Annotated in this window: 26 protein-coding genes and 1 tRNA gene; 6 read left to right on the forward strand and 21 right to left on the reverse strand. The window is 59.2% G+C overall.

The window, feature by feature from the left end; translation table 11 throughout:
- Positions 1-262: 262 nt before the first annotated feature.
- The 16 genes from ACQZ5K_RS06895 to ACQZ5K_RS06970 all read right to left on the reverse strand — a co-directional run bounded on the left by ACQZ5K_RS06895 (position 263) and on the right by ACQZ5K_RS06970 (position 15,848).
- Positions 263-1,636, reverse strand: a complete 1,374-nt coding sequence (locus tag ACQZ5K_RS06895) for an ISNCY family transposase (protein ID WP_448739969.1) — start codon at positions 1,634-1,636, stop codon at positions 263-265.
- A gap of 126 nt (positions 1,637-1,762) precedes the next feature.
- Entirely contained in the window at positions 1,763-2,764 is a 1,002-nt protein-coding gene (locus ACQZ5K_RS06900; protein ID WP_448739967.1) for an IS30 family transposase, read from the reverse strand.
- A gap of 283 nt (positions 2,765-3,047) precedes the next feature.
- Positions 3,048-3,776, reverse strand: a complete 729-nt coding sequence (gene arsH / locus ACQZ5K_RS06905) for an arsenical resistance protein ArsH (RefSeq protein WP_448740082.1) — start codon at positions 3,774-3,776, stop codon at positions 3,048-3,050.
- Entirely contained in the window at positions 3,751-4,173 is a 423-nt protein-coding gene (arsC, locus tag ACQZ5K_RS06910) for an arsenate reductase (glutaredoxin) (RefSeq protein WP_448739970.1), read from the reverse strand. Before arsC ends, arsH begins: the two co-directional genes overlap by 26 nt.
- A 2-nt stretch (positions 4,174-4,175) precedes the next feature.
- Positions 4,176-5,234 (reverse strand): ACR3 family arsenite efflux transporter, encoded by a 1,059-nt coding sequence (arsB, locus tag ACQZ5K_RS06915; protein ID WP_448739971.1) that lies wholly within the window; start codon positions 5,232-5,234, stop codon positions 4,176-4,178.
- Positions 5,234-5,761 carry an arsenate reductase ArsC gene (locus ACQZ5K_RS06920; protein WP_448736895.1) on the reverse strand — a complete coding sequence of 176 codons (528 nt, stop codon included), beginning with the start codon at positions 5,759-5,761 and terminating at the stop codon, positions 5,234-5,236. The genes arsB and ACQZ5K_RS06920 overlap by 1 nt, the downstream gene beginning before the upstream one ends.
- 83 nt (positions 5,762-5,844) lie before the next feature.
- Positions 5,845-6,198 carry an ArsR/SmtB family transcription factor gene (locus ACQZ5K_RS06925; RefSeq protein WP_078052967.1) on the reverse strand — a complete coding sequence of 118 codons (354 nt, stop codon included), beginning with the start codon at positions 6,196-6,198 and terminating at the stop codon, positions 5,845-5,847.
- Between the two features lie 30 nt (positions 6,199-6,228).
- A complete protein-coding gene (locus tag ACQZ5K_RS06930) occupies positions 6,229-6,459 on the reverse strand; it encodes a hypothetical protein (RefSeq protein WP_448739972.1) in 231 nt (76 codons plus the stop codon).
- Positions 6,460-6,596: 137 nt separating this feature from the next.
- Positions 6,597-8,378 (reverse strand): chloride channel protein, encoded by a 1,782-nt coding sequence (locus ACQZ5K_RS06935; protein WP_448739973.1) that lies wholly within the window; start codon positions 8,376-8,378, stop codon positions 6,597-6,599.
- Positions 8,379-8,399: 21 nt separating this feature from the next.
- On the reverse strand, positions 8,400-9,224 hold the full coding sequence (locus ACQZ5K_RS06940; protein ID WP_448739974.1) for an MBL fold metallo-hydrolase: 825 nt from the start codon (positions 9,222-9,224) through the stop codon (positions 8,400-8,402).
- 2 nt (positions 9,225-9,226) lie between these two features.
- Positions 9,227-10,009: a TatD family hydrolase gene (locus ACQZ5K_RS06945; RefSeq protein ID WP_448739975.1), complete on the reverse strand. Its 783-nt coding sequence runs from the start codon at positions 10,007-10,009 to the stop codon at positions 9,227-9,229.
- Between the two features lie 11 nt (positions 10,010-10,020).
- A complete protein-coding gene (gene metG / locus ACQZ5K_RS06950; RefSeq protein ID WP_448739976.1) occupies positions 10,021-11,571 on the reverse strand; it encodes a methionine--tRNA ligase in 1,551 nt (516 codons plus the stop codon).
- Positions 11,572-11,683: 112 nt separating this feature from the next.
- Positions 11,684-12,709 carry a DNA polymerase III subunit delta' gene (locus ACQZ5K_RS06955; RefSeq protein WP_448739977.1) on the reverse strand — a complete coding sequence of 342 codons (1,026 nt, stop codon included), beginning with the start codon at positions 12,707-12,709 and terminating at the stop codon, positions 11,684-11,686.
- Positions 12,702-13,376, reverse strand: a complete 675-nt coding sequence (gene tmk, locus ACQZ5K_RS06960; RefSeq protein ID WP_448739978.1) for a dTMP kinase — start codon at positions 13,374-13,376, stop codon at positions 12,702-12,704. The genes ACQZ5K_RS06955 and tmk overlap by 8 nt, the downstream gene beginning before the upstream one ends.
- A gap of 135 nt (positions 13,377-13,511) precedes the next feature.
- Positions 13,512-14,684 carry a D-alanyl-D-alanine carboxypeptidase family protein gene (locus ACQZ5K_RS06965; RefSeq protein WP_448739979.1) on the reverse strand — a complete coding sequence of 391 codons (1,173 nt, stop codon included), beginning with the start codon at positions 14,682-14,684 and terminating at the stop codon, positions 13,512-13,514.
- Between the two features lie 75 nt (positions 14,685-14,759).
- Positions 14,760-15,848: a septal ring lytic transglycosylase RlpA family protein gene (locus ACQZ5K_RS06970; protein ID WP_003523698.1), complete on the reverse strand. Its 1,089-nt coding sequence runs from the start codon at positions 15,846-15,848 to the stop codon at positions 14,760-14,762.
- Between the two features lie 317 nt (positions 15,849-16,165).
- Between ACQZ5K_RS06970 and ACQZ5K_RS06975 the strand changes: the two genes are divergently transcribed.
- On the forward strand, positions 16,166-16,504 hold the full coding sequence (locus ACQZ5K_RS06975; RefSeq protein ID WP_003523701.1) for a hypothetical protein: 339 nt from the start codon (positions 16,166-16,168) through the stop codon (positions 16,502-16,504).
- A 131-nt stretch (positions 16,505-16,635) separates the two neighbouring features.
- Here ACQZ5K_RS06975 and ACQZ5K_RS06980 read toward each other — a convergent pair.
- The 4 genes from ACQZ5K_RS06980 to ACQZ5K_RS06995 form a co-directional block, all read right to left on the reverse strand.
- Positions 16,636-16,725 (reverse strand) — tRNA-Ser (locus ACQZ5K_RS06980).
- An 87-nt stretch (positions 16,726-16,812) separates the two neighbouring features.
- Positions 16,813-16,965 (reverse strand): hypothetical protein, encoded by a 153-nt coding sequence (locus ACQZ5K_RS06985; RefSeq protein WP_162856850.1) that lies wholly within the window; start codon positions 16,963-16,965, stop codon positions 16,813-16,815.
- A 341-nt stretch (positions 16,966-17,306) separates the two neighbouring features.
- On the reverse strand, positions 17,307-17,534 hold the full coding sequence (locus ACQZ5K_RS06990) for a hypothetical protein (protein ID WP_448739980.1): 228 nt from the start codon (positions 17,532-17,534) through the stop codon (positions 17,307-17,309).
- A 15-nt stretch (positions 17,535-17,549) separates the two neighbouring features.
- The gene (locus ACQZ5K_RS06995) at positions 17,550-17,813 is read right to left on the reverse strand and encodes a hypothetical protein (RefSeq protein WP_035261275.1); all 264 of its coding nucleotides are present in this window, start codon (positions 17,811-17,813) and stop codon (positions 17,550-17,552) included.
- Between the two features lie 137 nt (positions 17,814-17,950).
- Between ACQZ5K_RS06995 and ACQZ5K_RS07000 the strand changes: the two genes are divergently transcribed.
- The 3 genes from ACQZ5K_RS07000 to ACQZ5K_RS07010 all read left to right on the forward strand — a co-directional run bounded on the left by ACQZ5K_RS07000 (position 17,951) and on the right by ACQZ5K_RS07010 (position 20,646).
- The gene (locus ACQZ5K_RS07000; protein WP_448739981.1) at positions 17,951-18,670 is read left to right on the forward strand and encodes a hypothetical protein; all 720 of its coding nucleotides are present in this window, start codon (positions 17,951-17,953) and stop codon (positions 18,668-18,670) included.
- A gap of 138 nt (positions 18,671-18,808) precedes the next feature.
- Complete coding sequence (locus ACQZ5K_RS07005; protein WP_448739982.1) at positions 18,809-20,302, forward strand: SPOR domain-containing protein; 1,494 nt, start codon at positions 18,809-18,811, stop codon at positions 20,300-20,302.
- Between the two features lie 83 nt (positions 20,303-20,385).
- Positions 20,386-20,646, forward strand: a complete 261-nt coding sequence (locus ACQZ5K_RS07010) for a hypothetical protein (RefSeq protein WP_448739983.1) — start codon at positions 20,386-20,388, stop codon at positions 20,644-20,646.
- Positions 20,647-20,742: 96 nt separating this feature from the next.
- Here ACQZ5K_RS07010 and gyrA read toward each other — a convergent pair whose 3' ends face one another.
- A complete protein-coding gene (gene gyrA / locus ACQZ5K_RS07015) occupies positions 20,743-23,529 on the reverse strand; it encodes a DNA gyrase subunit A (protein WP_448739984.1) in 2,787 nt (928 codons plus the stop codon).
- Positions 23,530-23,745: 216 nt separating this feature from the next.
- Between gyrA and ACQZ5K_RS07020 the strand changes: the two genes are divergently transcribed.
- A complete protein-coding gene (locus ACQZ5K_RS07020; protein ID WP_003525062.1) occupies positions 23,746-24,375 on the forward strand; it encodes a MarC family protein in 630 nt (209 codons plus the stop codon).
- A gap of 132 nt (positions 24,376-24,507) precedes the next feature.
- Positions 24,508-25,656: an HPP family protein gene (locus ACQZ5K_RS07025; RefSeq protein WP_448739985.1), complete on the forward strand. Its 1,149-nt coding sequence runs from the start codon at positions 24,508-24,510 to the stop codon at positions 25,654-25,656.
- The last annotated feature ends 17 nt before the right edge of the window (positions 25,657-25,673 follow it).

Here is a 25,673-nt window from a genome sequence, read left to right on the forward strand (position 1 = left end):
CGTTGGCTCCTTCGAGAAATGTTTAGAACCCGAAACTGAACGAGTTTGACTGTCTCGTAAATTGCAATAAATCTGACGAGTGTATTGCGTTTGACGCAATGAACGGAGTCTTCTTTGTTGACCACGCGATATGGTGGGCGATGCGCTATTTCTGCGGATTGCTCGTCCGGCCAGATATGATGGTCTCTCCAACAATCTTGATTACGACGTCTTATGACAGCAATGGGCCAGCTGCAGTCTTCCGCTTTTGGCCGGAAGTGGATCATTCAGCCGCATCTATTTGAGCAAGAGCCTTTTGCCGTCTCGCAATGACGTCCGGATCATTCATGAAATCCGTGCGCGGACCGGGTTTGCGGCCTCTCGGCTTGTAGCCGATCTTCTCACTGTTGGTCTTTGGCGCAGGTGCGTGGTCTCGATCTTGCTGCTCTTTGATGTAGGCCAGCACTTCGCCGAGACGCTTGTTCTCGACCACAGCCGCATGGGTCACGCGCTGGTCCTTGTCGAAAATCTTGTAAGGCAACGAGTGACCTTTCCATCGAATATCCAGTCGTCCATCAGCGTATGCGTATGTCTCGACATACTTTCCAACTAGGCCGCGCGTGACGTTGTTCTCTTCAAGCATGATGCGTTTGCGCTCATAGGAGAATGAAAGCTGTGCGCCGACGTGTCTTTGCTCGCGTTTGCAAAGCACGTCATTCAGCCTGCTTGGCGCCAGATTGACAGGCCGATGGAGGTTGTCGGGGCGGGTAGGGGTCACCGCAAAGCGGTCATTGTATCGCTCGATGAAGGCTGGCAGAAACGCATTGCCGGTCTCCATGTCACTGATATTGGCAAGCCTCAATTCCTTGACCAGCCGATCCTGCAATGTCCTGTTCATACGCTCGACGCGTCCCTTGGCCTGGCTGGAATTGGCGCAAAGGATCTCGATGTGCAGTTCCGATAGCGCGCGACCAAACTGCGTCATGCCTTGCCCGCCCTTGGCGTCTTTCCGGGCGACACGAAAAACGGAATGTTTGTCGGAGTAAAAGGCGATAGGTGCGCCATGCTCTTCAAGGTAAAGCGAAAGCGCCTCGAAATAGGTGAAAGCGCTCTCCGACCGAACAAACCGCAGCTGCATCAGCTTTCCGGTCGCATCGTCGACGAAGACCAATAGCGAGCAGGCGGGCCCACGATCCTCAAACCAACGATGCTCGGAGCCGTCTATCTGGACCAGTTCACCATAGGCCTCTCGTCGCAACCGCGGCTGATGAAACGTCCGCCGCTGCTTCCTCGAAAGCCATAGACCGGCATCCTGCATCCACTTGCGCAAGGTCTCGCGTGAAACCGTCACGCCGTGCTCTTCCTGGAGCTTCTCGGCCGCCAGCGTTGGCCCGAAATCAAGGTAGCGTTCTCGCACCAGCATCAAAACATAATCACGGACGCCGGTGGCTATTTTATTGTTTGACGGCCGACCGATCGCTTTATGCCTTATCGAGGCAGCGCCGGCAGCCTCAATACGACCAATCAATCTCTGAATATGCCGGACGCTGATTGCCAGTACATGCGCCGCTGCGACAATGGTCATGCGGCCTTCAACGACTTTCGACAAAACCTCGATCCGCTGCAAATCGCGCTCGCTCATGGTGATCAATCCCATCTGCATCTCCCAGACGTCAATCAGATCCGGGGAGTGTGACATTCCAACTTTGCAGAAACAGGACATTCTAACTTTGCGGGGGAGAAGCTACTCCAAGTGCAACGTGCCGGTTTTCAGGGTAGGGGATCAGGCCTCCTCATGCAAATGGGCCATGAACGCTTCGGCCGGCGTCCTGTAGCCCAGGCACTTTCTCGGCTGGTTGTTGAGGATACGTGCGACCTGGTTCAACGTTGCCTGCGACATCTGGCTGAGGTCCGTGTTCGACGGCAGGAAGCGGCGGATGCGCTTGTTGGCGTTTTCCACCGCACCTTTTTGCCAGGGCGCGCTTGGATCACAGAACCAGCTTCGTGCGCCGATACCATCTTCCAAAGCCCGGAATGCCGCAAACTCTGTGCCGCGATCGAACGTAAAGCTTTGACGTGCGCAGGCGGGCAGGCTGGAGAATGCACGCACGATCTTGTCCATGATCGGTCGCGAATGTCGGCTCGGGTTCTTGATCAGAACAGTATAGCGGCTTTTGCGTTCGACAAGTGACGTCACATTGGCATGGCCAAACGGACGCTCGAATATGATGAGGTCACCCTCCCAGTGCCCGAACCGCGATCTGTCTCCAATAAAATCAGGCCTTTGCGATATGCGATGGCTTGCTGGAAAAGCACCATCGCGCGGTTTTCTGGAGCGGAGAGGACGACGCTTGCGGCGCGCTTCCGGCAGGTATTGATAGAGGCCGAGCGCATAATCTTCCTTGCTGTAAATGAACCGGTAGATCGTTTCGGCGGACACGCGAACAGGGCTTATTCCCTCCGACAGCAGACGCCCGGCGATCTGCTCGGGAGACCATCGAGCCTTGAGTTGACGGATGACGTCGGCTCGCAGATCCGGATGGCGTCGCAGCTTGCGCAAGCGTCTTCGTCGCTCGCGGGTCAGTTGATCAGCGATCATCCCGAAGTAACCGGTGTACTGGGGAAGCTCACGGTCATGGAAGGTGTTGCGACGGATTTCGCGATAGATGGTTGACCTATGGCGTCCGAGCCGGCGGGCCATCTCGTTGATAGTGACTTTCTGATCAACGAGACGATGAAGAAGGCGACGATCGGCGAGGGTCAATTGCGAATAGCATCCGGACATGCGAAAATCTCCAAAGTGAAGCCATTGAAATCACTGGCATGTCGCACTTGGAAATAGAATGTACCCGGCTACAAACAATAATCGCATAAGATAGATTATGGAACTTATTCGATGATGTGATTCCAGATTTATGCGGCTATTGCTCGTGAAAATGTCGCCGAAAGATCGAGCCATGGCTGGTGCAACGCCTCGAAAGCCCGTGAATATCTTCTCCCGCCGCAGCAGATGTGATCATATGGTTCCGAGATTGAAAAGCACGAAGCGTTGAACAGAACTCACCCTGTCAGATTGATTTTAGCGAAACACGTTTCTCAAGTTCATCTGCCAACTCTTTGCGTTCGCTATATCGATCTGTGAGATAGCTGGAAGCGTCACGCGTCAGCAGCGTGAATTTCACCAGTTCTTCGCAGACATCCACGACCCGGTCATAATAGGATGACGGCTTCATCCGGCCTTCCGCGTCGAATTCCTGATACGCCCTTGCCACCGAGGACTGGTTGGGAATGGTGATCATCCGCATCCATCGGCCGAGAATTCGCATCTGGTTCACGGCGTTGAAGGACTGGCTGCCGCCGGACACTTCCATGACGGCGAGCGTCTTGCCCTGTGTCGGCCGTAAAGAACCGATAGCAAGAGGAATCCAGTCGATCTGCGACTTCATGATGCCGGTCATTGCGCCATGACGTTCCGGGCTTACCCAGACCTGTCCTTCCGACCATTCGGAAAGTTCACGCAGTTCCTGCACCTTGGCATGGCTGGCCGGCGCTTCATCGGGCAAAGGCAGGCCCTTCGGATCGAATATCAGAACCTCGCAACCGAGCCGTTCGAGCAGCCGCCCAGCCTCGAATGCCAGCAGACGGCTATAGGACACCTCGCGCAGCGAGCCGTAAAGGATCAGAATGCGCGGTTTGTGGGTCGAAAACGCTGGACGCAGAGCCTCCGGGTCAATGCCGTGCAGGTGATGCGCCTGCAACGCGGGAAACGTATCAGACAACGCGCTTTCCTTCACTATCGAGGACCCGCTCGCCGTCCTCCTTGAAGAACGGTCCTTTGAAAGCGTCCGGCAGAATATCCAGCACGACCTCTGAAGGACGGGCGAGCCTGGTGCCGAGCGGTGTCACGACGAAGGGGCGATTGATGAGGATCGGCGTTTCCATCATCGCATCGAGCAACTGGTCGTCAGTCAGGTCCGGATTGTCGAGACCGAGCTCGGCATAGGGCGCCCCCTTCTCGCGCATGGCCTCGCGCACCGTCAGGCCCGCATCCGCAATCATTCTTGCGAGATTCTCGCGTGTCGGCGGTTCCCGCAGATATTCGATCACGGTCGGCTCGATCCCTGCCGCGCGGATCAGCGCCAGCGTGTTGCGCGACGTCCCGCAGGACGGGTTGTGATAGATGGTGGCGTCCATGGTCACTGCCTTTCGGTCATTGTGGTTCGGGAAACGGCGGGCGCAGCCTCATACCAGCCCTTCGAGCGGTTCACGATCCAGACGACCGAAAGCATGACCGGAACTTCGATGAGGACGCCGACAACGGTTGCCAGCGCAGCACCTGACTGAAAGCCAAACAGGCTGATGGCGGCCGCGACCGCAAGTTCGAAGAAGTTGCTGGCGCCAATGAGTGCAGAAGGCCCGGCGACGCTATGGCGCTCCCCCATCATGCGGTTCAGGAGGTAGGCAAGCCCCGAATTCAGATAGACCTGAATGAGGATGGGAATGGCGAGCAGGCCGATGATGGCGGGCTGGGCGATGATTTGCTCGCCCTGAAAGGCAAAGAGAAGAATGAGTGTCGCGAGCAGCGCCGCCAGAGAAACCGGCTGCAGCTTTGCGAGAACGCAATCCAGCATCCGTGAGGTTCCGTCAGTCATGAGCCGATGCCTGATCAGCTGCGCAAGGATGACCGGAACGACAATATAGAGCGCAACGGAGAGAACAAGCGTATCCCAGGGCACGGTAATGGCGGAAAGGCCAAGCAGCAGGCCGACCACGGGAGCAAAGGCCACGACCATGATCGCATCGTTGAGCGCGACCTGCGACAGCGTAAACAGCGGCTCACCCCATGTAAGGTTGCTCCAGACGAAGACCATGGCGGTGCATGGAGCAGCGGCGAGGATGATCAACCCGGCGACATAGGAATCGATCTCACCAGCCGGAAGATAAGGCCGGAACAGCCAGCCGATGAAAAACCAGCCGAGCAGCGCCATCGAGAACGGCTTGACGGCCCAGTTGATGAACAACGTCACGCCAATGCCGCGCCAGAACATGCCGACCTGCGAAAGAGACCGGAAATCGATCTTGAGCAGCATCGGAATGATCATCAGCCAGATCAGGATCGCGACCGGAATGTTCACTTTGGCGATCTCGGCCGCAGCGATGAGCTGAAAGACGCCGGGCATCAAATGGCCGAGCGCAACACCGGCGACGATGCACAGAAACACCCAGACAGTCAGATATCGTTCGAAGGCAGACATCAGGCCGACTTTTCTTCAGGATTGGTGGTTCCATCCAATGCACCGATCTGCCGAAGCTGCGTTTCCAGCGCCATTCGATCGATGGATTGCAGGGGCAGGCTGACGAAAGCCGCGATCCTGTTCTTGAGAAAACGCGCGGCCTGCGCGAAGGCGCGCTGAACCTCGATCTCCGAGCCGACCGCAGCGGCGGGATCCTCTATCCCCCAATGGGCCGTCATCGGATGGCCGATCCAGACCGGGCAGGCTTCGCCGGCGGCGCTGTCGCACACAGTGAAGATGAAATCCATCCGTGGCGCATCCGGCCCGGCAAACACGTCCCAGCTTTTCGAGGTGAAGCCGCTGGTAGGATACCCCAGTACCGCCAGTTCCTTCAGGGCGTGAGGATTTACCTCTCCCTTCGGCTGGCTGCCGGCCGAATAGGCATTGAACCTCCCCTCACCTTCCTTGGCGAGAATGGATTCGGCAAGAATGGAGCGGGCGGAATTGCCCGTGCACAGAAAGAGCACGTTATAGATCTTGTCGGTCATGGTTTCGGTCCGTGGTTAGATCGGTGGTCTCGCAAGCCCCGCGATCGAAGCAGAAGAAATGGTGGACACCAGCCCGGCGGCGTTCATGACGGCTTTACCTGCGGGCTGCAGCAGGGTGTCAGCTCGGCAATCAACGGCGCGCAAAGCTCGGTCGAGCCACCGCAGCAATCCTTCAGCAGAAACAGGGTCAGCAGGCGCAACCCGTCAAGATCGGCGCGATAGATGATAGACCGGCTCTGCCGTTCACTCTTGACCAGACCGGCCCGGGAAAGCGTGGCGAGATGCGCCGACATCGTGTTCTGGGGAACGTCGACAAGACGCGCAAGCTCACCGGCCGGAATGCCATCCGGCTCGTGGCGCACGAGAAGCCGGAAGGTCTCCAGTCGGGTAGATTGGGCGAGCGCGCCGAGCGCGGTTATTGCACTACTGTTATCCATACATCCAGAATAATGGATATATTGGGCGTGTCAAGCGCCGGATATCGTCATGGTCGGCTGGGCATAGGTCGGATCGGTCGCAAGCTCCAGCGAGGCGTCGACGAAACACAAAATCGCACCGAACTGATCGTTCGCTGCGCCGAGTTCGGCGAAACAGTCGGCTGTTTCCCGCCGCTCTTCGGCAACGATCGTTTCGATGAACGCTTGCTTGCTATCGAAATATGGAGGAGATTGCCGGAACGCCTGCCCACCGCCGCGCAAATCTGCGCCGTCGTGGTCTGGTGAAAGCCGTTTTGCGCGAAGCGGGTGATGGCGGCTTCTTTTATGAGGAATTGGAGCGACAATAAATTTAATAATGTAGTTATATCAATAATTAAAATCGAAAATCTAATGTAATTTCAAAACTCACCTGACGCCTCCCGGCGTCTCAAATCCAGTTCTTCGCTATAGCGTCTCAGCGTATGGCTTTCAGTCAGCAATCCGACAGGACGATTTTCGATCTTGTCATTGACCACAACCAGCGCTTCGCTCTCCGCCGCATCGAAGGCTGCCGCCGCCTGGCGGGCATTCATGGTCGGCAGCAACACATCGTTCTTGTATTGCAGATAGGTTTCGAGGCTGATCTTGCTGGGGTCGCGATCCATCGGGTCGGCGTAGATTTCGGGCACGAGGACGATGCCGGCATAACGTCCGTCATCATGGGTCATGATTACCCGTTGCGTCGAACCGAGCGGGAACTTCTCCTTGAAGGCTGGAAGACCCATGCTGACATTGGCCTTGCGGATATCGGCGCGCATCATCCTGCCGACCGTCAGATCGCGGATCCAGCCGATATCATGGGCGCTGCGAATGCTCTCGCCACGCAGGTGAAAACGCCAGGTGGCGAAGGAGTAACCGAAGGTCGTGCGCACCACGAGCGAAGTGGTGATGACGGCGGCAAGCACCAGCGCCGTGATCTGGAAGTCGCCGGTCAGTTCCAGCGCCAGAAACGTCATCGTCAGTGGGCCGCCGATGATGGCAGCGGCAAAGGCGCTCATGCCGATCACGGCATAGACGATAGGCGCCGTCGAGCCATAACCGATATAGGGTGCGCAGAGCGCGAAAATCTTGCCGAGCAGCGAGCCCATGAACAGCGACGCGAAAAACAGGCCGCCGCGGAAATTCGAGCCGATGGAAATGGCGCTGGCCGCCGCCTTCAGCAGGAACAGCCCGGCCACCCCGTATATCGTCAGTTCGGCATCGATATTGAGATGCAGCGCGCCATGGCCGCTCGACAGCACCTGCGGTGAAATCAGCGCGAGCCCGCCCACCGCCACGCCGCCGATGGCAGGACGCAGCCAGCCCGGAATGGCGCTTTTGCGTGCGGTTTCTTCGATGAAGGACACCGCCTGCATCAACACGATGCCGATGGCCGCACATACGACGCCGAGAAAGATGGCGGGCACATAATCCGCCGGTGTTACACGGCTGGCATCGACAATATCGATCGAGATGCCATGGCCGCCGATAATCCCCATGACCGTCGTCGCCACCAGCGCCGAGACGATGAGCGGCGCAAGCGTCACCACTGTATAGGTGCCGATGATGAGTTCGATGGCGTAGAATGCCCCGGTCAGAGGCGCGTTGAAGGCGGCCGCAATCGCGCCCGCCGCACCACAGCCGACGAGGATACGCATATCCCCTCGCCGCAGTTTCAGCTTGATGCCGATCTTCGAGGCGACGCCGCTGGCGATCTGGGTGTAACCGGCCTCCAGCCCAACGGACGCGCCAAAACCGTTGGAGACGATATTTTGCACGCAAACGATGATGCTGTCCGTCAACGACAGCCGGCCGCCATGCAGCGCATTCGCCTCGATGGGGTCGACCATGGGTTTCTTGCGGGTCTTCGAAAGGATGAAGATGATCAGCCCGAGCACGATGCCGCCGATGATCGGGCCGGCAAGCACGATCCGTCCGGAAAGATCGCTGCTGCTCAGCCGCTCGACGCCGAAAACCAGCAGATGCAACGCCGTGCTCAAGGCGCCGATCAGCGCCACCAGAAGGCCTGCCGCAATGCCGATGAAGACGGCAAGGAGCACCAGTCCCAGTTCGCCGCGCCGGAACATCGCCCGCAGCCGACTGGCGCGCAGATTGTCGAAAAAGCTCGCCATACTGGGTGCACGGAAAGGCTTGGTCGACATGCTGTTCCTTTTCAGGCGGCGTCAGGCTGCTTCGATCTCGATCTCGAAACGCATCTGGTCATAGGCCGGTTCGACATGATCAGGCGTTTCCCGCATCACCGTTTCATAATCGAGCGGAATATGCATGTGGGTCAAGATCGCCCTTTTGGGTGCGAATCTTTCGATCCAGCCAAGCGCCTGTTCCAGCGAAAGGTGGCTGGGGTGATAACGGTGCTGCAGCGCGTCGATGACGAGGACATCGAGACCGGCAAGCTTCAGCAGGCTTTCTGCCGGAAAATCGCTGACATCGGTGCAATAGGCGACGTCACCGATGCGGAATCCCAGCGAATGCACATCGCCATGCTGCTGCATATGCACGTTGAACGGGATCGGCCCGCCTGCCCCATCGATAATCAGCGCCGCGTCGATATCGGCGATGATCCGCGGTTCGACGATGGGCGGATAGCTGCTGCCCGGCGGGGTCTCCAGGCAATAGGCGAAACCGTCCTTTATGCGCGCCATGGTAATGGGATCGGCATAGATCGGAATGCGGTTTTGCTGAAGGGCGAAATAGATGCGCAGATCGTCGATACCGTGCAGATGGTCGGCATGGGCGTGGGTGTAAAGCACCGCATCGACCGCCTCCACCTTCGCCGCGATCATCTGTTCGCGAAAATCCGGACCGGTGTCGATGACAACAGTCGTCCTGCCGCCATCCGGGCCGATCTGCTCCACCATGAAGGCCGTTCGCGTGCGCCGGTTCTTCGGGTTTTCGGGATCGCACGCGCCCCAGTCGCCGTTGATGCGCGGCACGCCGGGCGACGACGCGCATCCGAGAACCGTGAAGCGACGACGGTAGATTGCCACACCTACACCCTTGTCATCTTGGAAAAGCAGCGGAAGGCGTTTTCGGTGGTGATTTCGGCCATGCGCTCATAGGAAACACCATGCACCTCGGCCAGAACCTCAGCGGTATTGACCACGTAGGACGGCTCGTTGCGCTTTCCCCGCCAGCGCTTCGGCGCAAGATAGGGCGCATCCGTCTCCACCAGCAGCCGGTCCAGCGGCACGGTGGCGGCGATATCGCGGATATCCTGCGATTTAGGGAAGGTCAGAATGCCGGAAAAGGACACATAACCGCCAAGCTCGACACCGGTTTTCGCCAGCTCGGGACCAGCGGAAAAGCAGTGCAGAATGAAGGGGAATGGACCCTTCCCGCTTTCGGCGCGCAAAATAGCGGCCATGTCGTCATCGGCGTTTCGGCTATGAATAACGAGCGGCAGCTTCGTTCGTCTTGCGGCCTCGATGTGGCGAATGAGGCCGGTCTTCTGGTCTTCCGGCTTCTGCGTATCGTAGAAATAATCCAGACCCGCCTCGCCGATCGCCACGATCTTGTCATGGCTCTCGGCCAGCCGCACCAGTTCGTCGGCGGTGATATCCAGTTCCTCGTCGGCATTGTTCGGATGCGTACCGACCGAACAGAAGACTGACGGGTATTTTTCCGTGATCTTCAAAAGTTCCGGCAGACGACGCACCCGGGTAGAGATCGTCACCATCTGGCTGACGCCCGAAGCATGGGCGCGGGCGATGATATCGTCGCGCTCAGCCTCGAAATCGGGAAAATCCAGATGGCAATGGGTATCGATCAGCATGGGTCTCGCCTTCACGCTTCCGGTGCGACGTAACGCGGGAAAACCGGCTTCGGTGCTTCCAGCGGCGTGCCCGGAACCAGACGACCCGCCTCGCCCAAAGTCGCAAAATCACGTTTGTCGGCAGGCGCCGCGACGAGATCCAGCAGCTTTTCACAGGAACCCGGCATGATCGGCTGCAAGAGAATGCCGATCTGGCGCACCACCTCCGCCGTAACGTAAAGCACGGTGCCCATGCGCTCGGGATCGGTCTTCTTCAGCGCCCACGGCTCCTGCGACGCGAAATAGCGGTCGGTTTCCGAGACGACGGCGATGATGGCCGCAAGCGCGCGGTGGATGAGCTGCTTGCCCATTTCCTCGCGGCAAAGCGCCAGCAGCCCGTCGGCGGAAGCCAGCATCGCCTTGTCTTCTTCGGTGAACTCACCGGGCGTCGGGATCTGGCCTTCGCAATTCTTGACGATCATCGACAGCGAACGGCTGGCGAGATTGCCGATGCCATTGGCGAGATCGGCATTGATCCGGGTGGCGATGCCCTCTTCGCTATAGCTGCCGTCCTGGCCGAAGGAGACTTCGCGCAGGAAGAAGTAACGGACCTGATCGAGACCGAAATGGTTCACCAGATTGGCCGGATCGACGACATTGCCGAGCGACTTCGACATCTTCTCGCCCTTGTTGAGCAGGAAGCCATGCGCATAGACCCGCTTGGGCAGCGGCAGCTTCGCGCTCATCAGGAAAGCGGGCCAATAGACCGCGTGGAAGCGGATGATGTCCTTGCCGATGATATGCACGTCGGCAGGCCAATATTTGGCGCGCGGGCCGTTCTTGTCTTCGATGTATCCGGTGGCGGTAATGTAGTTCGTCAGCGCATCGACCCATACATACATGACATGCTTCGGATCGTTTGGAACCTTGATGCCCCAGTCGAAGGTGGTGCGGGAAATCGACAGGTCCTTGAGGCCGGATTTGACGAAGGAGATGATTTCGTTGCGACGTTCTGCCGGGCCGATGAACTCCGGGTTCTCCTCATAGAGCTTCAGCAGCTTGTCCTGATACTCGGAGAGCTTGAAGAAATAGCTTTCCTCCTCCACCCATTCCACTGGCGTGCCCTGCGGCCCGTAACGAACGCCGTCAGCGCGCACTTCCGTTTCGTCCTCGGCGTAATAGGCCTCGTCGCGCACGGAATACCAGCCGGCATAGCTGTCCTTGTAGATGTCGCCGCTGTCAGCCATCAGGTTCCAGATATTGCGCGAGGTCTCGTGGTGACGTTCTTCCGTGGTGCGGATGAAATCGTCGTTCGAGGCGTTGAGCAGCTTGCCCATCGCGCGGAACTGGTCGGAATTGCGCTCAGCCAGTTCTTCCGGCGAAATGCCTTCCGCCCGCGCCGTCTGCTGCATCTTCTGGCCGTGTTCGTCGGTGCCTGTCAGGAAGAACACATCCATTCCATCCAGGCGCTGAAAGCGTGCCATGGCGTCCGTCGCAATCAACTCATAGGCATGGCCGATATGCGGCTTGCCGTTAGGATAGGAGATCGCGGTGGTGATGTAGAATGGTGTCTTGTCTGTCATGACGGTCTATCGACTTTACAGGCTGTTTTTTGGATAGACCGCTCTTAAACCATTGTTCGCAGCAGCGAAACAACAACTTCCCCATTTCGGGTATGATTCCTGATCCCCGCACCTAAACCGAGCGGATATCTTCCAGAATGGAAAGCACCATCTGCTTCTTGTCGAGATTATAGGCCTGCGCCACGGTGATGCGTTCCGAGAGCGTCGAGGAAAGCCGTGCATGTTTCTCCGCCGCCGCGATATCGCCCGCCATCGCCGCCGCCCTTGCGCGCTCCATCAGTTCTTCCGTCACATGCTCCATGAAGAAGCCGAGAACGATGTCGCCATCCTTCTGTGCCAGAACCTCGGCAAGCTTGTGCATCTGCTTGCGCACACCAGGTCCCTCAGCCGCCATGACCTGCGCAAAGGCTTCGACAATGTCGGAGCCGCCGTAATTCATCAGCTTCAACGCCTGCGCCACACTGCCCTTGGAGGCGGCAAGCAGGGCGTCGCGCTTTTCGCCTTCCGGGCTGATGCCGAGATGATCGAGAGATTGCACCATGGCCGTATCGGAAAGCGGCAGGAGCCTCAACGGCATGCAGCGCGAACGGATGGTCGGCAGCAATTTTCCCGGCGCATGGGAGAGAACGAGGAACATCGCCCGTTTCGGTGGCTCCTCCAGTATTTTGAGGATCGCATTCGCGGCGTTGCGGTTGAGATCGTCGGCGGGATCGATGATGACGATGCGCCAGTTGCCGGTGCCGGAGGTCTGCGAAAAGAAGTGCCCTGCCCGCCGCACCTCGTCCACCGTAATGGCGGATTTCAAACGGCCGGTCTTTTCATCCACCGGACGGGTCAGATGCAGCAGATTATGCGAGGCGCCTGCGGTGATCTGCCGGCTGACCAGCGATTGCGGATCGGGATCGGCGAGAAAATCCGGCGCCAGCGACGGATCGGGATGGCTGAGCACATGATTGGCGAAACGGAACGCAAGTGTCGCCTTGCCGATCCCCTCCGGCCCTTCGATCAGAATGGCATGATGGCCCTTGCCGGAGCGATAGGACTGCGCGAGGAAGGCTTCCACTTCCTCATGTCCGAAAAGCTTCGTGTTCTGCTGCGGCGCAATCGCACCGTCGAGAACGCCCTGGACCTCACTCATGCGCCGCGCCCGCTGCTGTTTTCAGCTGTTCGAGCAAAGGCTCGACGAAGGACATGACATCCTCCGCCACTTTTTCTTCCGGCTGGTCGGCGTTGACGATCCGGCAACGGCGCGGCTCGGCGAGCGCAATATCCAGATAGGCCTCACGCCGCTTCTCGTGGGTCTCGATTTCCTCTTTTTCGAAGCGGTCCGGCGCAGCGCCTTCATCCGCGCGCTTCCTGGCCCGGGCGAGGCCCTTTTCGGCGGCAATATCGAAAATCAGCGTCAGTTCCGGCACGACACCGTCGATCGCGATGCGTTGCAACGTCTCGATGAAATCCGGCTCCAGATTGCCGGTCGTGCCCTGATAGACGCGGGACGAATCGAGGAACCGGTCACAGAGCACGATCTGACCGCGCGCAAGCGCCGGGCGAATGACCTCTTCGACATGGTCGTTGCGCGCCGCCGCAAACAGGATCGCTTCCATGCGCACCCCGAAGGATTCGGCCGCACCCGAGAGGAGAACATGCCGAACGGCCTCCGCACCCGGCGAGCCGCCCGGCTCACGCGTCACGACCACCTCGAAACCACGGCCGCGAAGCGCCCCGGCAAGCGTGCGAATCTGCGTCGACTTGCCGGCGCCTTCGCCGCCTTCGAAGCTGATGAACAATCCGGTCTTTTCGGCCAATGTCACGTCCTGCACGGGTTTCCTCGAATTCGAAATGCCTGTTTACAGCATCGAACCGAAATCTGTGAAGCGCTTTTCAGAAAATCCGATGCCTGAACAAAAGCATAGGAACAAGGCCGCCCGTGGAACAGGCTTTCAGAGCCAGAACAGCAGCAGTTCCTTCAGCGCGCCTGTCGCATTCTGGGTGAGCGACCCCTTGCCGACCGCCGCCTTCGTATAAAGCGGCACTTCCCGCAACAGGCGCTCGCCCGAAAAAATCTTAAGCGTTCCGGCATTTGCCCCGACGTCCAGCGGCGCATTCAGGGGCCAGCGATAGACGATACGGCCGGAAATACGATCCGGATTATTGACCGGCACAAGCACGCTGACATCTTCCTTCGACGAAAGATCGATATGCGAAACATCGCCGCCATAAACGCTGACAGACCCGACCGCTTCATCCTTGCTGAAGAGATGGCGTTTTTCAAAGGCGGTCAGGCCCCAGTCCACCACCCGGCGGGCCTCTTCCTGCCGCGTCTTGTCGTCCACGATGCCGGCAAGCGCCAGATAGACCCGGCGGCCTTCCCGCTCGGCCGAGACGACGGCCGCAAAACCGCTACCTTCCGCAAAACCGAGACCGAGACCGTCGATACCGCTGCCGGGCATCAGGAGCGTATTCTTGTTGCGCTGGAAAATCCGGTTCCATTCGAAATCCGGTTTAGTGAAAAGCCCGTAACGCTCGGGATAGGTGTCACGCAGATGTTGCGCAAGACGCACCATGTCCCTCGCGGTCGTGCGGTTGCCGGGGTCGGGAAGCCCGGTCGAATTGGTGAAGGTGCTGCTGCTCATGCCCAGTTCGCTCGCACGCACCGTCATGCGCTTGGCGAAGGCGGAATCGGAACCCGCCATGCCTTCGGCAACGACGATGCAGCCGTCATTGGCGTTCTGCACGATGATGCCGGTCAAAAGATCGTTGATGCTGACGGAGGATTTCAGCGCCGCGAACATGGTCGAGGTGCGCGAGGGCGCGCCGCCCGTGCGCCAGGCATATTCGGAGACGGGGTAAGCCGTCTCTGACGTCACCTGCCCCTTTGACAGCGCATCCAGCACCACCTCAATCGTCATCAGCTTGGCAAGCGACGCGGGCGGAAAGGGCTGATTCTCGTTTTGCGAAAGAAGCACCGTGCCTGTTTCGGCATCGATCATATAGGCCTGTTCGGCCTTTGCAATGAAGGGGCCGGTCTGCGATTGCACCGGACCTGCACTGAAAAACGCAAACGCTGCCGCTGCGACGACCGAACGATAGGAGCGATGAATGGCCTTGCGCATGAAACCGCCCAGTCCTGCCTGCCGTAACCGGCTGCCCGCGTCAAAGGCGAGAGGCCGGCCGTATCCTTCAATCCGTCAGCGCGACTTCGCCTGCTGACGCTTCACATGGGCGAGTATCGATTGCTCGTTGAGTGCCCCACGGTCGACGAGAACGCTATCGAAGGCGCTCGCGGTCCTGGAGACCGTAGCCGATTCTTCGGAATAGGCCGCCGCAAATTTGGAGGAAGGCGTCGGCACGCGCAGATAATTGCCGCCAGGCGCCGCCGGCTCACGCATGAAATTGCCTTCCGGACGCTCCGCCAGGATAGGACCGATTTCCGGCAGTATCGCGAACTGCTCGAAAGCCGGCGCCGGGCCGTTCACCAGCGGCATGGCCTGAAGCGCCGCATTCTTCTTGGAACCGACGAGCGCCGTCTGTGCGGAGCCGCCATAATTCGGGTTGGATACGGGAGCCGGAACGAAATTCGGCGAGGCCGAAGCCACCATCACGCCCGTCGCGATCTGCCCTTCGGGTGCTACACCCGGCGAACGCGAACCCTTCGGAATATAGGATGCCATCAGATAAGGCATGTCGTGACCATCGAGCGGTGCGCGGCCGGCATATTGTACCCGCACATTGGCCGTGCCGGTGGCCTTCATGTCGAGAAGATCGGCCGTCTTGCTTGAAACGTCGATCAGGCGGCCTTCGTGGAACGGTCCACGATCGTTGACGCGCACCAGAACCGAAGCGCCATTTTCCATATTGGTGATGCGCGCGTAGCTCGGCAGGGGAAATGTCGGATGTGCGGCAGAAAGATGTTCTTTGTCGTAGACTTCGCCATTGGCGGTCAGGCGGCCATGGAAGGCGGAACCGTACCAGGAAGCAAGGCCGGTCTTGTTGTAACCCGGCTCTTCCTTCGGGAAATAACGGCGGCCCTTGACGGTATAGGCGTTGCCGATCAGCTCGCGCCCGCCGCCCTTGGGAATGGCTTTGCCATCTGCCACGCGCGGGCTGGCTTTGACGCCATATTCGGATTCGGAAAAATATTCCTTGCTGCGCTTGGGCTTAGGCTTGGTCTCGGATGTCGTGGAACACGATGCGGTTGCGGCGCAAAGCACGGAAATTGCAAGCCACTTCACGCCAGACCTGGCGTTGATGCCGAGTTTCTTGACCGTAGAATTCAAATCGTCTGCCCCACGCTGCTATTGGCTCGGAGAACCGCACCCTCACTTGCCTCGATAATTGCCCCTGCCATCGAAGCACCTAACAGTCGCTTAATCTTGTGCATAACGTGGCGAAAATGCGAACGACTTCTGCAAATTCGATAAAATTGTAACGAACGTGGTTAATGATTTCTATCTTTTGAGCCCGCCCATCGGGCCGGATTTACCCGCCTCACCATCTTCCGTTCACCGCATCCGCAAGGAACAAACGGACGGCAACCGCGTTCTCTCCCCGCAAACAAACGAGCTTTCCGCCGGTTTCGGCTGAGGGAGGAAACATGATCAAGCTTATGAAAACCACAGCTCTGGCGATGGGCATCGCCCTGGTATCCTTCGCCGCGCCGATCCCCGCAGGTGCGCAGGACATGGAACTCAGAATCGGCCCCGACGGCGTTCGCCCCGTCATCCGCGATCGTGATCGGGACGTAGACCGCCGCGGCCCGCCCCGCATGCGCGGCTGCAGCGAACGCGAAGCCCGCGCCGCCGCCCGTGAAGCAGGCCTGCGCGATCCCGAGGTCGTGCGCGTCACCCCTGGCCGTGTCGTCGTCGAAGGCTTCACGCGCCGGGGACCGGATCGCATCACCTTCGCCAATGAACGGGGCTGCCCGGAAATTTGATTGGATAAACAGCATGGAACCCGCCGCAAGGCGGGTTTCTCATTCGCGCTGAATTCGAGCCATTCCAAAGCTGATTAACGCGATCGAGGCATCCCTCGTCGCAGCGTTGTTCGAATGATTTTTGCGCTTTATGGCAGATGGGGTGGGATTCGAACCCACGGTACGCTCTCACGCACGCCGGTTTTCAAGACCGGTTCCTTAAACCACTCGGACACCCATCCATCGGTGGTGAGGCTTTATAGCGGTTTGAAAAAGGCCGTCAATCCCGCCCGGGCGAGCTGTGTCGCCCTTCTCTTATGGTTGGCAGATCATTGCCCCGGGGTCGTTGCCGGCGGCAGCAGGGATCCGTCACCTGAAGGTATCGAGGGCACCTGCTGAGCCGTATCGAACAGCGTCAGGCTTAAAACGATTGCGACAAGCACCAGCAAAAGCGCCACGAAGAGGATTCCCGATTTATCCATGCGTCTGCTCATGTCGCGTTATGTTAAAGGCGAATATGTGCAATTCGAGGCAATGCGAAGAATAAAGCGAAAGTCTGTCAAGTTGTCTTACAGATTTTCCGAACTCATCGTTTAAAAATCTGCTGATTGAGCGAAATTTATGCATAGGCGTACTGTTTGGGACGGAAATGGCCTATCGCGTCAGCACTATTGTCACTTATATCAACCCATCGCTCCCGGGCATTGCCCAACTTTCCCCGAGCGATCAACCTGCCCCGCCTCTTTGCGGGGCTTTTTTCTTTTATGGCCCAGAAGACGAAGCGCGGCCAAAAAGGCCAGCGTTTCTCCATACCGCCCTCGCCTCAGACGCCGATGCTCGGCCCGCCATTGCCATGCCGGCCGTCACCCCGGAGAATATCTTCGAACAGGTTCAGCAGCGCCGGCGGCAAGGTATCGGAAAATTCCGCGATGATTTCGTTGGCGCGATTATAGGAATAAATGGCTGAAAGCGTGAGCACCAGCAGCACGATCCACGGCCAGATCGGCTTGCGCCTTTGCGGCACTCCGTTCGGTTGTTGCGGTAAAGTCATGCCGATACCTTCCCTTCAGGCCTTCACGCGCGGCTCGCCTCCGGGCGCATAGGCGGTTTTCTGCAGGAAACGGAATATGTTGCCGCACTGGGCACAGCGGATCATGAAATCCGTTGGATCGCCCGAGGCGCGCTCCGCGCGAAATCCACGCGGCATTTCATCGATGCGAAAATCGACGTCCCGGCGGCTCTTGTCATCCGATTCCGATGCTTCGGCAAACCCCTGATGACCACATCTGGAACATTCGAGCTTCCGGGAATATCTGTCGCGCGCTGCCATATGCCGTCCTTTGCTTGGTCGTTATCAGGTAGCAGCGGCAAAACATCATTTCAATGCCGATCGCCTCGGGTTAAAGCTTTGCACGGCTATTTCCCGGACGGAAACCCATCCGGCGGCCGGAACGAATATGGAAGCCCATGAACGACCAGAAACCCCTGCTTTCATCGTCACTCATGCTCCGGGCCGCTCTCATCGCCGGAATTCTTCTCGTCTTTCTCGGCACCCTCAATGTCGGCATCAAATGGTATGGTGAGCGGATTCTCCGGGCGGGCCATACGACGGCCACCGAGGAGGTAGAGATCGTCATCGGCAACGACCGCCTGAAGCTTGCCAAAAACACCCTGCGAGCGCCTTCCGAGCGCCTTGGCGGAGAACGCGAGCGCGTCGACCTTTATCTGAGCTGGCCTGATCTCAAGGGTTATGAGGAAGCGAATCGCGCCGTCTTCGACGATCCGGCGCAGGCGGCAGGGCTGATCTTCATCCAGCTTTCGCAAAGCACCATGTCCGAGGACATGTCCGGTCGTTTCGGGCCGATCTATTCACGGCTGACGGAAGGAGAGCCCGTGCCGCTGAAGCACGGCCTGCTGCTGCACCGCCTGCGCGCTGATTCCGGTTACGGCAAAGAAGTCATATTGACCGGCGAGCGCGAGGACGAGAACGCCTATGTGGTGCGCTGCCTGCTGCCGCAAACGCCGCAGGCGGCCACTGGCAGCGATTGTCAGAGGGATATTCACGCCGGACAGGACCTCAGCCTGTTCTACCGTTTCTCCTCCGCCCTGCTGCCGCAATGGCAAAAGCTGGACGCGGATGTGAAAAACTATATCGAGCGCCGCCTCGTAAAAGACGGAAATCGGTGAAACAGCACGGCACAGATTGCGTGCGAAAAGTCGCATTTTATGGAAGGCAGATACCTTTCATAAACCACTTGGTAACGCCATCCCGATAAAGTTTCTTCCCGGAGCATCGGGCGGGGCGTGTCCGAGCGGAACAGAAATATGCGATTGAAGAGTTCAGCAGTGTTGAAAAGTCTATCTGGGGCACATTCGCGCAAAGCGGGTGCGACGTCTTTCGTAAGGTTTATTGCGTTAACCCTTGCTGCGGCGTTCATAACCGCAACATCCGTTCAAACCGCAAAGGCCGATCCGAAATATGCGGGCATCGTCATCGATGCCAAGACCGGCAAGGTCCTCTATGGCGAGGATCCGGACGGGCTGCGTTATCCGGCTTCGCTGACGAAGATGATGACGCTTTATCTGACATTCGAGGCGCTCAATACCGGACGTATATCGCTCGATTCCAAGGTGCCGGTGTCAGCCAACGCCGCCAAGGAGCCGCCATCCAAGCTCGGCGTGCGCGCTGGCGGCAGCATCACCGTGGAACAGGCTATCCTTGCACTCGTCACCCGGTCCGCAAATGACATGGCAACCGCGCTCGGCGAATATCTCGGCGGCTCGGAAGACCGTTTCGCAAGAATGATGACCGCCAAGGCCCGCGCACTCGGCATGACCCGCACGACCTATCGCAACGCCAACGGCCTGCCCAACACGGCGCAGATGACGACGGCACGCGACCAGGCCCGTCTCGGCGTCGCGCTTCGCCAGCATTTCCCGCAATATTACGGCTATTTCTCCACCCGCACTTTCAATTTCGGCAAGCAGGTTATCGGCAACCATAACCGCCTCGTCGGAACCGTGAAGGGCGTGGATGGCATCAAGACCGGTTACACCCGCGCAGCCGGCAGCAACCTTGCCACATCGGCGCAGCTCGATGGCCGCTCCATCGTCGCGGTCGTTCTCGGCGGCCGTTCGAGTGCCGCCCGTGACGCCACCATGCGCAAGCTTGTCGCCACTTACCTGCCGCAGGCATCGCGCGGCGGCAACAGCAACCTGATTGCACAGACACGCTCTGCTCCGGTCGAAGAACCCGTCGCCGTGGCTGCTGCGGTTCCGTCCGTTGCTGTCGCCGCGACCGATTCCGGCCTGCCGCATGCCGGTCCCGTACCGCAGACCCGGTACGAGGAAGCACCTGTCACCGCCTTTGCTGGCTCCTCTTCCAATGCCGCCGTCAAGGCCATGGAAGCCGCAACCTGGCAGAAGGGCAAAGACCCCATCAATCAGGCGCCCACTACACCGGACCGTAAATTGATCACCAACTCCACCAAGGTGGACAATATCGTCACCGCGTCCACCACGGCACCTGTTGTCTCCGCCCCTTCGGTTTCGGCCAGGTCAGAAGCTCCGCAGGGTGGCTGGGTAATCCAGATCGGCGCATCGCCGGACGAAAATTCCGCTCGCGGCCTGCTGCAGAACGCGCAGGAAAAAGGCGGCGCGGCACTTCGCTCCGCAAAACCCTTCACCGTCGCCTTCAGCAAGGACGGCTCCCAGATCTATCGCGCCCGTTTCGGCGGCTTTGATGGCCAGAACGCCGCGGTAAATGCATGCAATGCATTGAAAAAGAAAGGCGTCAGCTGCTGGGCGTCACTCCAGTGACAGACGTTTCCGCAGGCGGTGCTTCATTGTCGAAACATCGCCTGTCTCCTCGAATTGTGTAATGAGTAGCGAGGCTTTCCAAGATGGCAGTCAACGAGAATTATTCGGACATTGCGTCTGGCAGCGGGCATGGCAGCCTGTCGGTTCTGCATCCCATTCACGAAGCGGCGATGCGTATCGCCGATCTCGGTCTTAATCGTTCCAAGGCGAAGACACGCGATCTCGTAGCGCTGCTTCTGTCGCACGGCGCCCGCGCCTGGCGCTCCAATCAGCCGGAAGCGAAGATCCACCTTCATGTCGCGAGCCGCTCGGGTCGCGCTCCGATCCATATTCGGATCCGCTGAAAATCAAACGCAGTCGATAAGACACAAACAAAAACCCCGCGGAGCCTGAGCGCCGCGGGGTTTTTGTTGATTGGTAACCGCAGATAACGAGGCGGCTTACGCCTCGCTCTCCGGCGTATCCGGCAGATCGGCGGCGGCGACATCTTCGCCATTGCCGTTCTCTGCCTCGTCGTCGCCTTCCGGCTCGTTGATGCGCTCTACGGAAACCACCTTCTCATCTTTCGCGGTCGAGAAGATCGTCACACCCTTGGTGGCGCGGCTGGCAATGCGGATGCCGTTGACCGGGACGCGGATGAGCTGACCGCCATCGGAAACCAGCATGATCTGGTCGCCTTCGTCCACGGGGAAGGCCGCAACCAGCTCGCCGATCTCGTTGGTCTTTGCGGTATCGGTGGCGCGGATGCCCTTGCCGCCGCGACCAGAGGTGCGGAAGTCGTAAGACGAGGAACGCTTGCCGAAGCCCTTCACGGAAACCGTCAGCACGAATTCTTCGCGTGCCTTCAGCTCCTGATAACGCTCTTCGCTCAGTTCACCCTCCTCCGTCACTTCCTCGCCAACGAGAGCAATATCCTCTTCATCGACACCGGCAGCACGCCGCTCGGCGGCTGAACGCTTGAGGTAAGCCGCACGCTCCCACGGTTCAGCTTCCACATGGCCGACAATGGTCATGGAGATGATACGGTCACCTTCGGCCATGTTGATGCCACGCACGCCGACGGAGTTGCGGCCGGCAAAGACGCGGACGTCATCCACGGGGAAGCGGATGCACTGGCCGAGCGCGGTCGTCAGCAGCACGTCGTCGCGGTCCGTACAGGTTTCGACGGAGAGGATTTCATCGCCCTCCTCGTCCAGCTTCATGGCGATCTTGCCATTGCGGTTGACCTGCACGAAATCGCCGAGCTTGTTGCGGCGCACCGTACCGCGCGTCGTCGAGAACATCACGTCCAGCGTTTCCCAGGTCGTTTCGTCCTCGGGCAACGGCATGATGGTGGTGATGCGCTCGCCGGGCTCCAGCGGCAGCATGTTGATAAGGGCCTTGCCCTTGGACTGCGGCGTGCCGATCGGCAGACGCCAGACCTTTTCCTTGTAGACGATGCCACGCGAGGAGAAGAACAGCACCGGCGTATGGGTATTGGCAACGAAGAGACGGTTGACGAAATCCTCGTCACGCGTCGCCATACCGGAACGACCCTTGCCGCCGCGACGCTGCGCCCGGTACGTGGTCAGCGGCACGCGCTTGATGTAACCGAGATGCGAAACGGTGACGACCATGTCCTCGCGGGCGATGAGATCTTCATCGTCCATGTCAGGGCCGCCCTCGACAATCTCGGACCGGCGCGGCGTGCCAAACTCGTCACGGACGGCGGTGAGCTCATCCTTGACGATCTGCATGATGCGCAGGCGCGATGACAGGATTTCAAGATATTCGCTGATCTCCGCGCCGATCTTGTTCAGCTCGTCGCCAATTTCATCGCGGCCGAGCGCCGTCAGGCGGGCGAGACGCAATTCAAGAATGGCGCGTGCCTGTTCCTCGGAGAGGTTGTAAGTCCCGTCTTCGTTGATGCGGTGGCGCGGATCATCGATGAGACGGATCAGGCTTTCCACATCCTGTGCAGGCCAGCGCCGGGTCATCAGTTCCTCTCGGGCCGAAGCCGGATCGGGAGCATGGCGGATGACGCGGATGACCTCGTCGATATTGGCGACGGAAATCGCCAGACCGACCAACACATGCGCACGCTCGCGCGCCTTGCGCAGCAGGTATTTCGTGCGACGGCTGACGACATCCTCGCGGAAGGAGACGAAAGCACGCAACATGTCGAGTAGCGTCATCTGCTCGGGTTTGCCGCCGTTCAGCGCCACCATGTTGCAGCCAAACGAGGTCTGCAGTGGCGTGTAGCGGTAAAGCTGGTTCAGGATGACGTCTGCATTGGCGTCGCGCTTTAATTCGATGACGACGCGGTAACCCTGGCGGTCGGATTCGTCGCGCAGGTCGGAAATGCCCTCGATGCGCTTTTCCTTGACGAGCTCCGCCATTTTTTCGATCATCGACGCCTTGTTCACCTGGTAGGGAACTTCGGTGATGATGATCTGCTCACGGTCGCCACGCATCGGCTCGATCGTCGCGCGGCCACGCATGATAACCGATCCACGGCCAGTTTCATAAGCCGAGCGGATGCCGGAGCGGCCCATGATCAAGGCGCCGGTCGGGAAGTCGGGACCCGGAATGATCTGCATCAGTTCCGGCAGCTCGATCGCCGGATTGTCGATCATGGCGATACAGCCGTCGATCACCTCGGAGAGATTGTGCGGCGGAATATTGGTGGCCATGCCAACGGCGATGCCGCCTGCGCCGTTGACCAGAAGGTTCGGGAACTTGGCCGGAATGACGACTGGCTCCTGCAAGGTGCCGTCATAATTGTCGCGGAAGTCGACCGTTTCCTTGTCGAGATCGTCAAGCAGCGAATGCGCAGCTTTATCCAGACGGCATTCGGTATAACGTTCTGCCGCCGGCGGATCGCCGTCGATCGAGCCGAAATTGCCCTGCCCGTCGATCAGCGGCAGGCGGAGCGACCAGTCCTGCGCCATACGCGCCAGCGCGTCATAGATTGCCGAGTTGCCGTGCGGATGGAATTTACCCATCACGTCACCGGTAACGCGGGCGCATTTGACGTATTTCTTGTTCCAGTCGATGCCGAGTTCGGACATGCCGTAAAGAATACGGCGATGAACCGGCTTCAGGCCGTCTCGCACATCGGGAAGCGCGCGGGATACGATGACGCTCATGGCGTAATCGAGATACGACCGCTGCATTTCCTCCATGATGGAAATCGGTTCAATGCCTGGCGGAAGTTTTCCGCCGCCGGGGGGGCTCTGGTCAGTCAAAACGGATCACATTCTCTGTTAAGAATCGGATGGATTTTTATAGCGGAAACAGCCACGTTAAGCCAATTTCCCGGCGAGTTTTGAACAGGCTTTTGCGTCATTTGCAAGACGAACGCCGCTTTTCACGATTTAGCCTAGCAAAAGCGCCGCCGCTCCCTTTCAAAGTGCCGGCGACTTGCGTAGGCTCCGCCCTAAAACAGATGAGACGGGGAAAGAATGGCCAGCAGCGAAACGCTCATCAACGCGCTTACCACACTTCTGGTCACGCTCGATCCGCCGGGCCTCGCCCCCGTCTTTCTGGCGCTGACCGCCGGCATGACGCGCGACCAGCGCAGCCAGGTGGCGCTGCGCGGCTCCATCATCGCCTTCGGCATTCTCGCCGTCTTCGCGCTATTCGGCCTTGCCATCCTCAATCTTCTCGGCATCTCGCTCGGTGCTTTCCGCATCGCCGGCGGCCTGTTGCTGTTCTGGATTTCCTTCGAGATGATTTTCGAAAAACGCCAGGAGCGCAAGGAAAAGACCTCCGAGATCGCCATCACCAAGGACCACCTTCACAATCTGGCGGTCTTTCCGCTGGCGCTGCCCCTGATCGCCGGGCCGGGCGCCATTTCCGCAACCGTACTTCTCGCCGGCTCGATGAAAACCACCGTCGAGATGCTGGTGCTCATCCTGATCCTCGCTTTCGCCATGGCCCTCGTTTATGCGGCCCTGATCGTCTCGGAGCGGATGGACCGTTTTCTCGGCAATACCGGCCGCGCGATCCTCACCCGACTGCTCGGCGTGCTGCTTGCCGCCCTTTCCGTGCAATTCGTGGTCGACGGCATAAAATCGGCCTTCGCTTTTTGAAAAGCCGCCCCTAGGCGGTGCCCGCGCAATAAATTCCCGCCAACCGCTAAAACGCCGGAAAATCCTCCCTTTAAATCCGACCGCAGCTTCGGCTAAAAGACGCATGTTTTTTCGGATTCGAAAGTTATCTCCATGCGTTCCACGCTGCGTCGCCTCATCCCGGATGCCGCACCCGTCAGCAACAGGGAAAGGCTGCGCTCGGCAACCGGCGCCTTTGTCGGCATTCTGCTGACCGGCCTTCTGGGAAGTCTCGCTCTCAGTTTCGATCCCACCCTGCCCACCATGATCGCGCCGATGGGCGCTTCGGCCGTGCTTCTGTTCGCCGTGCCCTCCAGCCCGCTGGCGCAGCCCTGGTCGATCCTCTGCGGCAACCTCGTTTCGGCCTTCGTGGGCGTAACAGTCGCGCTGCTGATACCGGATCTATTCCTTGCCAGCGCGCTCGCCATCAGCCTCGCCATTGCCGCAATGATGGCTTTGCGCTGCCTGCACCCGCCAAGCGGAGCGGTGGCGCTCACCGCCGTTCTCGGCGGCCCAGCCGTGCACAGCCTCGGTTATGGTTTCCTGCTCTGGCCCGTCGCCGGAAATTCGCTGATCCTTCTTGCCCTGGCCCTCGCGTATAACAATGCCACCGGCCGCGCCTACCCACACGGCCTGAAGCTCGGCAAGGCCGCCCATGGCACCACCGATCCGACCCCCATCCAGAAAATCGGCTTTTCCTCCAACGACCTCGACGAGGTGCTGAAGGAATATGACCAGGTCCTCGATATCGACCGCGACGAGCTCGAAACCATTTTACGCAAGACCGAACTGCGCTCCTGGCGTCGCCGTGCGCTGCATCTCGATTGCGCCAGCGTCATGTCGCGCGATGTCGTCGGTGTTGCGCCTGATGACAGTCTGCGCCATGCCCATGCGCTGATGCACAGCCACCATTTCAAGGCATTGCCGGTCACCAACGATAAGGCGGAGATCGTCGGCATCGTCACCCAGACGGATTTTCTGGAAAAGGCGAGTTGGAGAAACGGCCGTCCCTCCATCGGTTTCCTGCAGCGGCTGCGCCTCATCCTCTCCGGCGCAAGCGCCCCCAACGATACCGTCAAGGACATCATGACATCGCCGGTCAGAACCGTACGGCCGGAAACGGCAATCGAGGAAGCCATCATCCGCTTTGCCGAAGAAGGACTGCACTACCTGCCGGTGATCGACGCCAGAGGCAAGATGGTGGGCATCGTGTCGCAATCCGATGTCATGGTCGCGATGCTGGCGGACAAGGTCGCGGCATAGTCTGCCGCGACGCCGAA

The sequence above is a fragment of the Agrobacterium sp. 22-226-1 genome (assembly GCF_053522345.1).

Excerpts from the sequence above, each read along its gene's own strand:
- ACQZ5K_RS06965 (WP_448739979.1), bottom strand. The coding sequence starts at position 14,684 with ATGCGCAAGGCCATTCATCGCTCCTATCGTTCGGTCGTCGCAGCGGCA.
- ACQZ5K_RS07005 (WP_448739982.1), top strand. The coding sequence starts at position 18,809 with ATGCGATTGAAGAGTTCAGCAGTGTTGAAAAGTCTATCTGGGGCACAT.
- ACQZ5K_RS07020 (WP_003525062.1), top strand. The coding sequence starts at position 23,746 with ATGGCCAGCAGCGAAACGCTCATCAACGCGCTTACCACACTTCTGGTC.
- ACQZ5K_RS06935 (WP_448739973.1), bottom strand. The coding sequence starts at position 8,378 with ATGTCGACCAAGCCTTTCCGTGCACCCAGTATGGCGAGCTTTTTCGAC.
- ACQZ5K_RS06985 (WP_162856850.1), bottom strand. The coding sequence starts at position 16,965 with ATGGATAAATCGGGAATCCTCTTCGTGGCGCTTTTGCTGGTGCTTGTC.
- ACQZ5K_RS06975 (WP_003523701.1), top strand. The coding sequence starts at position 16,166 with ATGATCAAGCTTATGAAAACCACAGCTCTGGCGATGGGCATCGCCCTG.
- metG (WP_448739976.1), bottom strand. The coding sequence starts at position 11,571 with ATGACAGACAAGACACCATTCTACATCACCACCGCGATCTCCTATCCT.
- arsC (WP_448739970.1), bottom strand. The coding sequence starts at position 4,173 with ATGGACGCCACCATCTATCACAACCCGTCCTGCGGGACGTCGCGCAAC.
- ACQZ5K_RS06945 (WP_448739975.1), bottom strand. The coding sequence starts at position 10,009 with ATGCTGATCGATACCCATTGCCATCTGGATTTTCCCGATTTCGAGGCT.
- ACQZ5K_RS06900 (WP_448739967.1), bottom strand. The coding sequence starts at position 2,764 with ATGTCCGGATGCTATTCGCAATTGACCCTCGCCGATCGTCGCCTTCTT.
- ACQZ5K_RS06995 (WP_035261275.1), bottom strand. The coding sequence starts at position 17,813 with ATGGCAGCGCGCGACAGATATTCCCGGAAGCTCGAATGTTCCAGATGT.
- ACQZ5K_RS06920 (WP_448736895.1), bottom strand. The coding sequence starts at position 5,761 with ATGACCGACAAGATCTATAACGTGCTCTTTCTGTGCACGGGCAATTCC.
- arsB (WP_448739971.1), bottom strand. The coding sequence starts at position 5,234 with ATGTCTGCCTTCGAACGATATCTGACTGTCTGGGTGTTTCTGTGCATC.
- ACQZ5K_RS07000 (WP_448739981.1), top strand. The coding sequence starts at position 17,951 with ATGAACGACCAGAAACCCCTGCTTTCATCGTCACTCATGCTCCGGGCC.
- ACQZ5K_RS06925 (WP_078052967.1), bottom strand. The coding sequence starts at position 6,198 with ATGGATAACAGTAGTGCAATAACCGCGCTCGGCGCGCTCGCCCAATCT.
- ACQZ5K_RS06895 (WP_448739969.1), bottom strand. The coding sequence starts at position 1,636 with ATGGGATTGATCACCATGAGCGAGCGCGATTTGCAGCGGATCGAGGTT.
- ACQZ5K_RS07025 (WP_448739985.1), top strand. The coding sequence starts at position 24,508 with ATGCGTTCCACGCTGCGTCGCCTCATCCCGGATGCCGCACCCGTCAGC.
- ACQZ5K_RS07010 (WP_448739983.1), top strand. The coding sequence starts at position 20,386 with ATGGCAGTCAACGAGAATTATTCGGACATTGCGTCTGGCAGCGGGCAT.
- ACQZ5K_RS06955 (WP_448739977.1), bottom strand. The coding sequence starts at position 12,709 with ATGAGTGAGGTCCAGGGCGTTCTCGACGGTGCGATTGCGCCGCAGCAG.
- ACQZ5K_RS06990 (WP_448739980.1), bottom strand. The coding sequence starts at position 17,534 with ATGACTTTACCGCAACAACCGAACGGAGTGCCGCAAAGGCGCAAGCCG.